Here is a 12,638-nt window from a genome sequence, read left to right as displayed (position 1 = left end):
TTGTACTAGCGTTGCAAAAGAGGTCTGATTTTCTTTTCCACCGCCTCACGAGCACGGAAGATACGCGATCGTACCGTTCCTACCGGGCAATCCATCACTTCTGCAATTTCTTCATAACTCAAGCCATCGAGCTCTCGTAATGTCATTGCGGTTTTTAAATCTTCAGGTAAAGCTTCGATTGCACTGAACACCACCCGTTGCAATTCTTTGGACAACGTTAAGTTCTCAGGGTTCGATATTTCTTTAAGTGCACTACCTGTTTCGTAAAATTCAGCATCTTCAGCATCGACATCTGTCGCTGGAGGTCTACGCCCTTGAGCAACAATGTGATTTTTCGCAGTATTCACTGCAATGCGATACAGCCACGTATAAAACGCACTCTCCCCACGAAAGCTGGGAATAGCTCGGTAAGCTTTAATAAACGCTTCTTGTGCTACATCTGGTACATCGCCAGGATTACTAACGTATCTGGAAATAAGATTACATACCTTGTTCTGGTACTTCGTTACCAGCAGGTTGAATGCTTGCTTATCGCCATTCTGAACTCGCTCAATCAATACTTGATCGGTCAGCTGCTCGTTCATTCGAGCGGATACTCCTATTTGTTATGCCCCTACTCTTCTCAGATATGGGTACTAATTATGCAAAACGTAGTATTGACACCACTGCTTACTTGAGCACTATTGTGACCCTAACGTGAATGAGAAAGTTCCATGGTTTCTCAAGTTTTTTGTCATTGTTTTTTCACAGTGTGATGTCTATACCCAAATGACCACCGTTGCCTGACTTTAGTCTAAGTTTGACAAGCGAGCATCTTGAGGGGAAATGGGTATAATGAATGATCTCTGTCCCAGATTGTGCTGGGTCGAGCATGGAAAAGCAATGGCATTGACAAACTATTACTTTTCATTTGCATGGCTAATGGCTATCTGAACACCGCGTTACAAATATAACTTAGGAAGCATGCTCATGCTCTGCATGAAAAAGAAGAGTGGCTCAGTCACCGCAGTAACACGGATGTCGATAGGTCTCCCAACTTAGCCCTTAGCGACAGGTGTCGCGATAATGGAATGCACATGGTGTGCAAATAATACACAAGGTGACTTTGTTACCTTAGCTTGGGATTATAAAAGTTATATGAACACAAATCGTGAACATGAGTGTGATGTGTTAGTGGTAGGGAGTGGCGCGGCTGGTTTGTCGTTGGCTTTGCGCGTTGCTAACCACTGTAAAGTGATGGTGCTGAGTAAAGGGCCACGCAGCGAAGGGGCGACCTATTATGCCCAGGGTGGTATTGCTGCTGTATTTGATGAGTCAGACACCATTGATTCACACGTTGAAGACACGCAAATCGCCGGCGATGGTATTTGCGATGAGGACACCGTGAGGTTCATTGCTGAACATTCAAAAGAGTGCGTACAGTGGTTGATCGACGGTGGTGTCCCATTTGATCGTGAAGAGGATGACTCTGACGATGAGCCTCGTTACCACTTAACTCGAGAAGGTGGCCATAGCCGTCGTCGTATTCTTCACGCGGCAGATGCAACAGGTATGGCGATGCAAACCTCTCTGCAAGATAACGCTCACAACCATCCAAACATTCATGTTCTCGAACGTCACAATGCTCTGGACTTAATCACCGAAGACAAAATTGGCGGTGATAAAAACAAAGTTATCGGTGCTTATATTTGGAACCGCAACGAAGAGCATGTCGAAACCGTGCGAGCCAAATTTGTGGTTCTCGCTACAGGTGGCGCTTCAAAAGTTTATCAATACACCTCTAACCCAGATGTTTCGTCTGGTGATGGTATTGCCATTGCTTGGCGTGCAGGGTGTCGTGTGGCAAATATGGAGTTTAACCAGTTCCACCCGACGTGTTTATATCACCCAGAAGCACGTAACTTCTTGTTGACCGAAGCGTTACGTGGTGAAGGTGCTTACCTGCGTCGTCCCGATGGTTCTCGCTTTATGCCAGATTTCGATGAGCGTAAAGAGCTTGCTCCGCGTGACGTCGTGGCTCGTGCTATCGACTTCGAAATGAAGCGTTTGGGTGCCGACTGTATGTACCTCGACATCAGTCACAAACCTGCGGACTTTATTACTAAGCACTTCCCAACCATTTACTCACGTTTAATGGACTTGGGCATTGATATGACCAAAGAGCCAATCCCAATCGTACCTGCTGCGCACTACACTTGTGGCGGTGTCATGGTGGATAGAAATGGCTGCACCGATCTTAAAAACTTGTATGCAATTGGCGAAGTCAGCTATACAGGGCTGCATGGTGCTAACCGCATGGCATCAAATTCACTTCTCGAATGCGTGGTTTATGCTTGGTCTGCGGCGAAAGATATTCTAAAACATCACACTAATGTGGAGCTTCCTTCTCAGGTGCCATGCTGGGATGAAAGTAAAGTGACCAACAGTGATGAAGAAGTGATCATTCAGCACAACTGGCACGAACTTCGACTGTTTATGTGGGACTACATGGGCATTGTACGGACAGATAAGCGCTTAGAACGCGCCTTGCGCCGTATCCAACTGTTGCAACAAGAAACGCATGAGTACTACAGCAACTTCCGTGTATCGAACAACTTATTAGAACTGCGTAACCTTTTACAAGTAGCAGAGCTGATGGTTCGCTGTGCGATGCAACGCAAAGAGAGTCGTGGTTTGCACTATACACTCGATTATCCAAATCAACTGGAAAACAGCGGACCAACGATTTTGGTTCCAGCTAAACAGCTTTAATTCGACAAAATAAACTATTTCATCAACAGGGAGCATTGGCTCCCTGTTTCATTTCCCACTGGCGTAATACCAAAGATAATTGACGGTAATGCTGATCGTCACAGCTATCACGCCAAATCGTGACGCTACGGCCAGACTCCAATCGAAATGTTATCTTGAATGGCAATGTCGATGTATCGATTCGTTGTAACTGATCCTTTTCAGACTCAAGAGCCGCCGAACATTCACTATACTCGAGGGCCTCAAACCTAACCGAGCCGTCGCAATGCACATACCAATAACCCTGACTTGTCGGTTTAACAAAGCCTTGGCTCAATAGTGCCTTAACAATCATTAATAACAAATAAATCGATAATACGAGAGGGATGCTAGAGAGGGTAACGGCCCAAGTCATCAGTAAGAAAAGTATTACATTGAGAACTCGGGCAGTCAGAGAGGGAGAAGCGGTAAAATTAACGAACTTTGCTGAGGTTATGGGCGACAATTTTATCAACCATTGCAGCATGACCTAAGTTTTCGCTGCGGCCATGCCCCATTATCCAAGTAAACAGATCAGGATCATCGCATTCAAGTAAAGAAACAAAGTCACGCTGCTCTTGTTCACTCAGAGTATCAAAGCACTCTTCAAAAAACGGCATAATTACTACGTCAAGCTCAAGCATGCCTCGACGGCAAGCCCATTTAATACGCGCTTTTTCTTCCGGAGTGTACATTCACTATTCCTTCATAGATGTCTTGTTGTTAGTGCGGAGTGTAACAAGGGATGTGCTACGTCACTAGTGTGCGGGTCACAATACGATAGTGAAAGCAGACAAATGTTGATTCGTAAATCGCTCCCCTAGTATCTCAAGGTTATTTGGGTATAACATAGCGGAAAAATATCTTCAAAAGGCATTGTAATTATGGAATGGCAAACTCGTTTTTCAGCACTACCTCTCTCAACTCAAGACGCACTTCCAGAGTTATCTATCTCGCTGCTGGACAATTTCGGCATGATCACCATGGTCGGTGACGATAAAAAATCATACTTACAAGGTCAGGTTACCTGCGATGTCGTTTCTTTAGAACAAGACCAATCAACATTAGGCGCACATTGTGATGCGAAAGGTAAAGTGTGGAGTGTGTTCCGCCTTTTCCATCACCACGATGGCTACGGCATGATCCAACCAAAATCGGCGATTGACGTAGAACTTAGCGAAATAAAAAAATACGCCATTTTCTCTAAAGTAACGATTGAAGCTTCTGATGAAGTTATCTTAGGTGTTGCAGGCGTCAAAGCCGACGAGCTTATTTCTTCAATGAGCAAAACGACTGGCAGCGTTCGCCCTGTTGAAGGCGGCACCGCGGTACAAGTTTCACAAAGCCGCTGGCTACTGATATTAAGTGCGTCAGCTGCGCAACAATTCATTGAAAATACAGATGCTGCCCTTACGACAAATGAGCTTTGGAATCGTTTCGACATTGAAGCTGGTTTACCATTTGTCTCTGCATCCGCGCAGAATGCTCACATTCCACAAGCACTCAACGTGCAAGCTTTAGGAGGCATTAGCTTCACAAAGGGCTGCTACACAGGACAAGAAACGGTAGCACGAGCTAAGTATCGCGGTACAAATAAACGTGCGATGTACATCGTAAAAGGGGCAACTTCTGCTCCATTCAGTGACGAGCCAATTGAGCTCGAACGCAGCGTGGGTGAAAACTGGCGTTCAGTGGGTGCTTTATTAAACCACTACCAGTTCAGCGACAATCAAGCGATTGGCCTGATCGTACTGCCCAATAATCTCGATGAAGACACTCGTCTTCGTTTGGTTGCTCAACCAGAATGTGAGTGGACAATCGAATCACTGCCTTACAGTCTTGATGATGAGTAATACAATCAATACTCCTTTGATGCAATTTCTCACAGACCAACACATTCCGTTTCGTCTGTTACCGCATCAAAGACCAGCAACGACTATTGAGGATGCCGCGCAACAACGCGGCATTCGCCCTTCTCAAATGGTGAAAGCAATCTTGCTACGAGACATGGGAAATCAATACGCACTCGCCTGTGCGCCTGGTGATCGTAGTGTCGATCCCAAAAAAGTGCGATCGTTACTGCAATGCCGCCGGATGACTTGCGTTGATCAAGCCGACGTTGAGGCCATCACGGGTTACAAAATTGGTACTGTCACTCCACTATTACTCAAACGACACATGCCGATCGTGTTCGATCCTAGCTTACTAGAAGAACAGGAAGTCACGATCAGCAGTGGCGATCGCATGGCTGGACTGGCGCTTTCTATCCAAGATCTTATCCAATTGTGTCAGCCGACCGTAGCTGAGATCTGTCGTTAATCGTCTAAAAATAATGTAATAGCACGTAGTGTTTCTATCATCACGTGATCTCGCTCATATCTATAAAAATAGACGAGAGAATTTTTAATCACATATAAAACATAAATAGTCACAAAGATAAAACTCGTATATGCTGAATTTGTTGGTTAAGTTTCAAACAAGCACTTAACCAACATAAAGTGAATCAGCTGACTGAATGACAGTATTCATACCGTCAGCTGTCCACTTTTGTGTAATGCATCTGTGACTATTCGCCCGCTGAAGCGGGCTTTTTTTTGTACGGAACTTTTTTCTCTTCCTCTTTCTCTAACGGTTAGGACGTAAAGTTTGTTCTGTTGGATACCACCTTAATAGAAACAATTAGCAAACAATCATTTTCGTTCTATTCTTAATTCTGTAACAAAACTATTGCTTAATGCGTCACGTAAAAAGGAGTGTATTGTTGTAAGGGTTCCTTGAACGGTGATTTTTTGGGGTAATCCTCACGCTATTTAAGAGATGACACTGTCAAATTGTCTAAGACAACACAAATCTCTGACGCAACACCCTACATCTGTATTTAATACTATGGCTGTCACAATAATTTTCGCGTCCAAAACGTAGAATACCTAGGCTAGGTTAGATAAAAGGAAAGTAAATATGAGACTGTTTAAGCGCTATACACCAAGTATGATTGCTAAACATATAAGTCGTCTTTTTAAAGGAAGAATTTATATTTACGGGGTCGGTAGATTCGAGTTTGATAACGGCAAGTTAATACTGCCGGAGAAAGCAGAGCAACGCCATTTCCGAGCGGTCAAAGAGATCAACCAAGAAATAATGAAACTCCGATGCGCATATGCTTAGCAAAACGTTGATAAAACAAAGGCTGGATTAACCAGCCTTTTGTGTATTTGAAGTTCGCTTTACACCTAGTGACGTGCCAGATCAGGCAGATGACCTTTTAGACCAAGCGCACGCTTCATGATCTCATCTTTCGCTCCCGGCAATTGACCCGCTAAACTCAAACCAATGCCACGAACCAGCTTCTTAGCAGGATTCTCTCCAGAGAACAGGTCTCGGAACCCTTGCATTGCAGCGATCATCTTTGCTGCTTCCGCTTTGCGCCAACGCTCATAACCTCTTAGGTTGCGTTTGCTGCCAATATCTTGGCCTTGCTTCCATAGCGCTAACACCTCTTGAGCGAGGCTGGCTGCATCTAATAGACCTAAATTTACCCCCTGGCCCGCTAGAGGATGAATGGTATGGGCCGCATCACCAACCAATGCGACTCGCTCCACAACAAAATCTCGCGCATAACGCATTTTCAGAGGAAACGCGGCACGCTCTCCCACGACTTCACATAGACCAAGTCGTGTATCAAATTCGCTCGTCAATGCTTTGTTGAAATCATGCTCACTCATTGCCAATAGCTGCTCTGCACGATTTGGCTCAGTGGACCAAACAATAGAGCACATATCTGGTTGCGACATTGGCAAAAACGCCAATGGCCCTTGAGGAGTAAAAATCTGTCGTGCAATGCTATTATGCGGAGCAGCGGTTTTAACATTCGCGACCAGAGCATGATGCCCATAATCCCAATGCGTTAACGGAATATCCATTTGATGACGAAGCCACGAGTTTGCCCCATCGGCTCCGACCACTAACTTAGCCGTCATGGCTTGACCATTGTCGAGCGTCAACCAACTTTCTTGTTCGCCCACCGCTAAGGTCGCGCAACGTGCAGGCATAAACATAGTGACGTTATCGAGCTTTTGGACTTGTTCGAGCAGTGCGAGTTGAATCACTCGATTCTCAACAATATGCCCTAAATCAGGTTGTGCCATGCTTTGTGCATTGAACTCAATACTAGCAAAGCTATCTTGCTCCCACACTTCCATACCGTAGTATGGTGAAGCTCGGCGTTGCTCTATCCCCTGCCAAGCGCCAAGCTTACGCAAGATCGTCTCACTAGAACGGCTCAACGCAGACACACGCACATCAGGTAACTCTTTCAACGACTCATCTGGCACCTTGCCTTCTATTACGGCGACACGCAGATCGCTGTCCTTGAACGCGGCAGCAAGTGCCAACCCAACCATCCCTCCGCCGATGATGGCGATATCTACACTTTGCATCATTGCTTTTTATTACCTAATTCAGTGCGGCCGTTCATCGTTTTACCAAACCAAGCGTATGGCGCAGTAGCGGCTGCTTAAAAATAGAAAGGTTATCCATCGCTGCTAAGGCTGTATTTCGCCCAATTCGCATCGCGGGTAAATCATTTGAAAAAATATGCACTAAGGCACTGGTTAGCCAGATCGTTTCGCTTCGGTCTGCCTCTCTACGCTGACTAAAGCGCATCAAGCCTTGATAAAGACCAACATCATCGCTTTGCTGCACGATTTCTTCTGCTAGCGAGACAACGTCGCGAATACCAAGATTAAAACCTTGTCCAGCTATCGGATGCAGCGTTTGCGCCGCATTCCCAACAATCGCAAAACGATGAGAGATATTTTGCTTTCGATGGCGAAGAAGCAATGGGTAACTCGCACGTCGTCCCACTTTTTTCATCGCGCCCAAACGCCAGCCAAAATCTTGTTGTAAACGTTGGAGAAATGCTTGGTCAGATAACTCAAGAACTGCTTGGGCTTCCTCAGGGTGCAGACACCAAACTAAGGACATTCTATTGTCACTCATTGGCAATAAAGCAACAGGGCCATTTTCAGTAAAACGTTCAAAGGCTCTACCCTGATGAGGTTCTTGAGTCACAATATTGGCAATGACAGCCACTTGTTCAAAATCTTGCTCAGAAAGCTCTAAACCAATTTTCTGACAGCAGGTTGAAACAGCACCATCGGCTGCCACCAACAGTTTTGCGTCAAGCTGCTCACCGCTTTTCAACGTAATATGGGTACAGTCTTGCTCGCGCTCGATATCGGTAACAGAGTCAGGGCAAAACAGCGTTATGGATGCGCTGCTATCTAATAATTCTTGATATACGCGACCAACATCGGCTAATTCGACAACATACCCTAGTGCTTCAACGCCAATCTCTTGCTTGGTAATTTCCGTCATCCCAGCATGAGAGCGGTCAGAAACGTGGATATGTTCAATAGGTGTGACAAACGGTTCTAATGAAGTCCTGAGCTGTAGTTGACGCAACAGATTGACAGTACCGTAAGACAATGCGATTGAGCGAGAGTCAAAACCAGGGTGCATATCTGACTGCGCTTTAAAAGGCTCAACGACGGCAATGCGGAGCTTTCCCTGGGACAAATGGTCAATCGCCAATGCTAACGTTGCACCAGCCATGGCACCACCAGCAATGACTACATCATATTGCTTCATGCTAACCTCTGGACCATCTACGATTAATGAATAGTAGGCTTTTTATCGCTACTTTCAGGGCGAACACCAAACTCAGCATGAATCGTTAGTACGCAAGCTTTGATGTGTTCAATCACTTGTTCTAGCAATTGCGCTTGTTCACCGAGGTCATCATCTTCATCAATGCCTAATTTGGCAATCTCTTCTAGATCAGCCAATGCTTCTTTAGCGTCATCTGACGCTTTATTTAGCGCAACACCTGCTAGACCTAACCCAGAAATAAAGTGGTTTACGAAATCGGACACGCTGTCAGCCAACGTGAATAAGCCTTCTTCTCCCGGCTCATCTGGCAATAATAAAGACAGCTCCATCGACGTGCCCGTGAGTTCATTGACAGTAACGGTGAATACGCTTTGAGCAAAAGCTAGCGCAGTAGAAGGCCAACCCATGCCATCATTGGTGTAGTCAAACAGAATAGGCTGCCAAGTTTGATCATTAATCGCCAATCCACCACTTAACATGCCGACAAATAAGCCATGTAATTCCGCAGGTGTTACTGCTAGGCTTGCAGATTGCAGTTCAGCAGCAATAGATTGGTATTCAGGAAGGGTGATTTCACTCATAACTTGGCTCATTCTTGCATAATAATGTATTGGTATATCCTACCATCAAGGTTAGTGGTCTGAAACGGCTATCAAATTCAATTTTGAACAGCATTTGCTCAATTTGCCCAATTCCTGTGTGATCTCGTCATCATTTCTCTTTCTGTGATGGGAAATGCTTGAATCTTAATAGCGGTTTTCCTATAGTTTGCTCCTCGGTAGTTGTATGAAGCAACACCTTAGATAGCGCGAATATAGAGTTTATTCATCATGAGCAATCAAGCGATCGACGTTGAAATATTAGGCAAAGTTACACGAGTAAATTGTCCGACAGGACAAGAAGAGTCTCTTGTTGCAGCGGCAAAAGATCTGGATCGCCGATTGAAAGAAATGAGCGAACGTACTAAGGTAACCAATGAAATCCAACTGCTGACCTTCGCTGCATTGAATATTTGTTATGAGTTGCACACCAAGTCATACGAATCAAACGGTCAACAGCAAGAAATTACTGAGCGAATGGAAAAGCTCACTGCGTCTCTTGAGAACGCACTAAGCAAAGTTACGCAAGGACAGCAGTAAATACAAAATTTACCCTGGGGTGTGCGTCAGCAGGATTTAAGTCCCTGAGCCGATAAGCAATACCTAAGGGTTAGTATTTGGTAACTATTGAGCAAGCTCGGCATGTACCGAGAAGCCTACGGTTGTCATTGCTGATCCGCCTTGAACCAGCTGGTTCAAGGGCCACAATCCTCAACGGCACCCTGGGGTATTCTCTCTATGTCAGACCTCTCTCGACAAGACTTCCGCAAACTGATTCGTGAAAAGCGCAACGCATTGTGTAGCGATACGCAATTCCAAGCGGGGATCGACCTTGTCACTCAGTTCTCTCAACTTCCTGAAATCCAGCAAGCACAGTATATTGCTATTTATCTTTCTGCTGACGGTGAACTTGATACCAAGCCGCTCATTGAATGGTTGTGGCAACAGGGAAAATCGGTTTATCTACCTGTCATCCATCCGTTTTCCAAAGGTCAGTTACTGTTTCTTCTGTACGTAAGTGATGATCAATTGGTCTACAACAAATACGGCATCTTAGAGCCCAAACTGGACATCCGCCACCTCAAGCCCGTTCGTCAACTTGATATCATTTGTACACCTTTGGTTGGATTCGACAGCATCGGCCACCGCTTAGGCATGGGCGGAGGGTATTATGACCGTACCCTGTCTCATTGGTTTATAACCGGAGAAGGTGCCAAGCCTGTTGGTATCGCTCACGACTGCCAACATGTAGAACGCTTACCAATTGAAAGCTGGGACATTCCATTACCTAAGATCGTGACCCCAAGCCGAATATGGCAATGGGAAAGTGGCAAGTAAGCCGCTATAATCACGCCCGCAAACGTTAACGAACATCTATTCAGGAGATTGGCATGACTCAAGATGAAATGAAAAAAGCGGCTGGTTGGGCAGCACTAAAATATGTTGAGAAAGGCAGCATTGTCGGTGTTGGTACTGGCTCTACCGTGAATCACTTCATCGATGCACTAGGCACTATCAAAGACGATATTAAAGGTGCAGTGTCTAGCTCTGTCGCTTCAACTGAGCGCCTTAAAGAGCTTGGTATTGAAGTATACGAGTGTAACGACGTAATGAAGCTGGATGTGTATGTTGATGGCGCAGACGAAATTAACCCAGCACGTGAAATGATCAAAGGCGGCGGCGCGGCTCTGACTCGTGAGAAAATTGTCGCAGCAATCTCTGATAAGTTTGTATGTATTGTTGACGGCACCAAAGCAGTTGACGTACTAGGTCAGTTCCCACTACCTGTAGAAGTGATCCCAATGGCACGCTCTTACGTTGCGCGCGAATTAGTAAAACTGGGTGGTGACCCGGCTTACCGTGAAGGCGTTGTGACTGACAACGGCAACGTAATTTTGGATGTACACAACATGCAGATTACTAACCCGAAAGAAATGGAAGACAAGATCAACGGTATCGCGGGTGTGGTGACTGTGGGTCTTTTTGCTCACCGTGGTGCTGACGTCGTAATCACAGGTACACCAGAAGGCGCAAAAATTGAAGAATAAATAACAGCTCAAATCGACCTATCTGGTTCACTTTTCTGTTATTTCATTACATACGGTGCTGCAAGGCACCGTTTTTTATTCCTTTCTCTAAGAAAATTATCTCTTATTCCGTAATTTTCTTACCCAAAGCAATTTTTTTTTGTTACTTTATTGAACAGAAGACGCACAAGGAAACGTTTGTCCTCCTACAAAACTATCAATTATCCCCTTTTTAATAGTTTTGCCCAATGTGCGCCACATTAGCCCACCTTTCCATTTTAAGGACGAGAAAAAATGGCCAAAGTTTCACTGGAAAAAGAAAAGATTAAGATCCTCTTGTTAGAGGGACTCCACCCTTCTTCAGTTGAAGTTCTTCAAGCAGCTGGTTATACCAACATTGAGTACCATAAAGGTTCCCTTCCGGAAGAAGAATTGATTGAAGCGGTTAAAGACGTGCACTTCATCGGTATTCGCTCCCGTACGAACCTATCCGAAGAGGTAATCAATGCGGCGAATAAACTGGTTGCAATTGGCTGTTTTTGTATCGGTACTAACCAAGTAAACCTAGACGCAGCAGCAAAACGCGGCATTCCTGTGTTTAATGCACCGTTCTCTAACACACGCAGTGTGGCGGAGCTGGTACTTGGTCAAATCCTACTACTTCTGCGTGGCATTCCTGAAAAGAATGCGCTTGCACATCGCGGTATTTGGAAGAAAAGTGCTGACAACTCTTACGAAGCACGTGGCAAACGTCTTGGCATTATCGGATACGGCCACATTGGTACGCAGCTAGGTATTATTGCCGAAAACTTAGGTATGCGCGTTTACTACTACGACATCGAGAACAAATTGTCCCTTGGTAATGCGACGCAAGTACATACCATGAGTGAACTACTAAACAAGTGTGACGTAATTTCTCTGCACGTTCCTGAAACGCCAGAAACAAAAAATATGATGGGTGAAGCTGAGTTTGCTCGCATGAAGCCAGGCTCAATCTTTATTAATGCAGCACGCGGCACTGTCGTGGATATTCCAGCGCTTTGCCATAGTTTAGAAGCAGGTCATATTGCGGGCGCTGCGATTGATGTATTCCCGACAGAACCGAAAACGAATGCCGACCCGTTCGAATCTCCTTTACAGAAGTTCGATAATGTCATCCTCACTCCACACGTTGGTGGTTCAACGCAAGAAGCACAAGAGAACATCGGTGTTGAGGTCGCAGGAAAACTGGCGAAGTACTCTGACAACGGCTCTACGCTTTCAAGCGTAAACTTCCCAGAGGTGTCACTGCCAGAGCACGGTGGTGAATGCTCTCGCTTGCTTCACATCCATAAAAACCGTCCTGGTATTCTTACTCAGATCAACACCATCTTCGCGGAAGACGGCATTAACATTGCCGCACAGTACCTACAAACAGCCGCTGAAATCGGCTACGTAGTGATCGATGTTGAAACCGAGCGCTCAGAAGAAGCACTAGCGAAACTGAAAAGTATTGAAGGCACTATCCGTGCTCGTATCCTTCACTAATCACTAATTTGTGAAGCAGAAATAACAAAGGCAGGGAATACCCTGC

14 protein-coding genes and 1 other RNA gene are annotated in these 12,638 nt (G+C 45.3%); 9 read left to right on the top strand and 6 right to left on the bottom strand.

The window, feature by feature from the left end:
• Positions 1–5: 5 nt before the first annotated feature.
• The gene (gene rpoE / locus B7360_RS01960) at positions 6–584 is read right to left on the bottom strand and encodes an RNA polymerase sigma factor RpoE (RefSeq protein ID WP_005380946.1); all 579 of its coding nucleotides are present in this window, start codon (positions 582–584) and stop codon (positions 6–8) included.
• A 553-nt stretch (positions 585–1,137) separates the two neighbouring features.
• On the opposite strand from rpoE, the gene nadB reads away from it, so the two are divergent.
• Positions 1,138–2,751 (top strand): L-aspartate oxidase, encoded by a 1,614-nt coding sequence (nadB, locus tag B7360_RS01955; RefSeq protein WP_031780368.1) that lies wholly within the window; start codon positions 1,138–1,140, stop codon positions 2,749–2,751.
• A 22-nt stretch (positions 2,752–2,773) separates the two neighbouring features.
• On the opposite strand, the gene B7360_RS25365 is transcribed toward nadB, so the two are convergent.
• Together B7360_RS25365 and B7360_RS01945 are read right to left on the bottom strand one after the other, a co-directional pair.
• Entirely contained in the window at positions 2,774–3,256 is a 483-nt protein-coding gene (locus tag B7360_RS25365; protein ID WP_309474405.1) for a protein YgfX, read from the bottom strand.
• The gene (locus tag B7360_RS01945; protein WP_005393925.1) at positions 3,204–3,464 is read right to left on the bottom strand and encodes a succinate dehydrogenase assembly factor 2; all 261 of its coding nucleotides are present in this window, start codon (positions 3,462–3,464) and stop codon (positions 3,204–3,206) included. Before B7360_RS01945 ends, B7360_RS25365 begins: the two co-directional genes overlap by 53 nt.
• A gap of 189 nt (positions 3,465–3,653) precedes the next feature.
• On the opposite strand from B7360_RS01945, the gene ygfZ reads away from it, so the two are divergent.
• The 3 genes from ygfZ to B7360_RS01930 all read left to right on the top strand — a co-directional run bounded on the left by ygfZ (position 3,654) and on the right by B7360_RS01930 (position 5,934).
• On the top strand, positions 3,654–4,622 hold the full coding sequence (gene ygfZ / locus B7360_RS01940) for a tRNA-modifying protein YgfZ (RefSeq protein WP_085342629.1): 969 nt from the start codon (positions 3,654–3,656) through the stop codon (positions 4,620–4,622).
• Entirely contained in the window at positions 4,615–5,088 is a 474-nt protein-coding gene (locus B7360_RS01935; protein ID WP_031780369.1) for an aminoacyl-tRNA deacylase, read from the top strand. The genes ygfZ and B7360_RS01935 overlap by 8 nt, the downstream gene beginning before the upstream one ends.
• A 639-nt stretch (positions 5,089–5,727) precedes the next feature.
• Entirely contained in the window at positions 5,728–5,934 is a 207-nt protein-coding gene (locus B7360_RS01930) for a DUF1107 domain-containing protein (RefSeq protein ID WP_005380970.1), read from the top strand.
• 65 nt (positions 5,935–5,999) lie between these two features.
• On the opposite strand, the gene B7360_RS01925 is transcribed toward B7360_RS01930, so the two are convergent.
• Genes B7360_RS01925 through B7360_RS01915 form a run of 3 tightly spaced genes read right to left on the bottom strand, consistent with a single transcriptional unit; the run spans position 6,000 to position 9,020 of the window.
• The gene (locus B7360_RS01925) at positions 6,000–7,208 is read right to left on the bottom strand and encodes an FAD-dependent 2-octaprenylphenol hydroxylase (protein WP_085342628.1); all 1,209 of its coding nucleotides are present in this window, start codon (positions 7,206–7,208) and stop codon (positions 6,000–6,002) included.
• A gap of 31 nt (positions 7,209–7,239) precedes the next feature.
• Positions 7,240–8,418 (bottom strand): 2-octaprenyl-6-methoxyphenyl hydroxylase, encoded by a 1,179-nt coding sequence (gene ubiH, locus B7360_RS01920; RefSeq protein WP_085342627.1) that lies wholly within the window; start codon positions 8,416–8,418, stop codon positions 7,240–7,242.
• 23 nt (positions 8,419–8,441) lie between these two features.
• Positions 8,442–9,020 carry a YecA family protein gene (locus tag B7360_RS01915; RefSeq protein WP_005393931.1) on the bottom strand — a complete coding sequence of 193 codons (579 nt, stop codon included), beginning with the start codon at positions 9,018–9,020 and terminating at the stop codon, positions 8,442–8,444.
• A 249-nt stretch (positions 9,021–9,269) separates the two neighbouring features.
• Here B7360_RS01915 and B7360_RS01910 point away from each other — a divergent pair, with 249 nt between their 5' ends.
• From B7360_RS01910 to serA, 5 genes are all read left to right on the top strand, one after another.
• On the top strand, positions 9,270–9,578 hold the full coding sequence (locus tag B7360_RS01910) for a cell division protein ZapA (RefSeq protein WP_005393932.1): 309 nt from the start codon (positions 9,270–9,272) through the stop codon (positions 9,576–9,578).
• Positions 9,579–9,586: 8 nt separating this feature from the next.
• Positions 9,587–9,771, top strand: a non-coding RNA gene (gene ssrS, locus B7360_RS01905) — 6S RNA.
• 5 nt (positions 9,772–9,776) lie between these two features.
• Positions 9,777–10,376, top strand: a complete 600-nt coding sequence (locus B7360_RS01900) for a 5-formyltetrahydrofolate cyclo-ligase (protein WP_085342626.1) — start codon at positions 9,777–9,779, stop codon at positions 10,374–10,376.
• Positions 10,377–10,429: 53 nt separating this feature from the next.
• Positions 10,430–11,086: a ribose-5-phosphate isomerase RpiA gene (gene rpiA, locus B7360_RS01895; protein WP_005380982.1), complete on the top strand. Its 657-nt coding sequence runs from the start codon at positions 10,430–10,432 to the stop codon at positions 11,084–11,086.
• A gap of 273 nt (positions 11,087–11,359) precedes the next feature.
• Complete coding sequence (serA, locus tag B7360_RS01890) at positions 11,360–12,592, top strand: phosphoglycerate dehydrogenase (RefSeq protein WP_005393937.1); 1,233 nt, start codon at positions 11,360–11,362, stop codon at positions 12,590–12,592.
• Positions 12,593–12,638 lie beyond the last annotated feature (46 nt).

The organism is Vibrio sp. ArtGut-C1 (assembly GCF_002105475.1).
Classification (GTDB): domain Bacteria; phylum Pseudomonadota; class Gammaproteobacteria; order Enterobacterales; family Vibrionaceae; genus Vibrio; species Vibrio diabolicus.
The sequence above is the reverse complement of the archived record's forward strand: the minus strand, read 5'-3'. Positions and strand labels throughout refer to the sequence as shown.

Bases quoted from the DNA above. Each gene is read 5' to 3' on its own strand.
- B7360_RS01935 (WP_031780369.1), top strand. From the start codon at position 4,615: ATGAGTAATACAATCAATACTCCTTTGATGCAATTTCTCACAGACCAA.
- B7360_RS01945 (WP_005393925.1), bottom strand. From the start codon at position 3,464: ATGTACACTCCGGAAGAAAAAGCGCGTATTAAATGGGCTTGCCGTCGA.
- serA (WP_005393937.1), top strand. From the start codon at position 11,360: ATGGCCAAAGTTTCACTGGAAAAAGAAAAGATTAAGATCCTCTTGTTA.
- ygfZ (WP_085342629.1), top strand. From the start codon at position 3,654: ATGGAATGGCAAACTCGTTTTTCAGCACTACCTCTCTCAACTCAAGAC.
- rpiA (WP_005380982.1), top strand. From the start codon at position 10,430: ATGACTCAAGATGAAATGAAAAAAGCGGCTGGTTGGGCAGCACTAAAA.
- B7360_RS01925 (WP_085342628.1), bottom strand. From the start codon at position 7,208: ATGATGCAAAGTGTAGATATCGCCATCATCGGCGGAGGGATGGTTGGG.
- B7360_RS01930 (WP_005380970.1), top strand. From the start codon at position 5,728: ATGAGACTGTTTAAGCGCTATACACCAAGTATGATTGCTAAACATATA.
- nadB (WP_031780368.1), top strand. From the start codon at position 1,138: ATGAACACAAATCGTGAACATGAGTGTGATGTGTTAGTGGTAGGGAGT.
- B7360_RS01900 (WP_085342626.1), top strand. From the start codon at position 9,777: ATGTCAGACCTCTCTCGACAAGACTTCCGCAAACTGATTCGTGAAAAG.
- B7360_RS25365 (WP_309474405.1), bottom strand. From the start codon at position 3,256: ATGCTGCAATGGTTGATAAAATTGTCGCCCATAACCTCAGCAAAGTTC.
- ubiH (WP_085342627.1), bottom strand. From the start codon at position 8,418: ATGAAGCAATATGATGTAGTCATTGCTGGTGGTGCCATGGCTGGTGCA.
- B7360_RS01910 (WP_005393932.1), top strand. From the start codon at position 9,270: ATGAGCAATCAAGCGATCGACGTTGAAATATTAGGCAAAGTTACACGA.
- B7360_RS01915 (WP_005393931.1), bottom strand. From the start codon at position 9,020: ATGAGTGAAATCACCCTTCCTGAATACCAATCTATTGCTGCTGAACTG.
- rpoE (WP_005380946.1), bottom strand. From the start codon at position 584: ATGAACGAGCAGCTGACCGATCAAGTATTGATTGAGCGAGTTCAGAAT.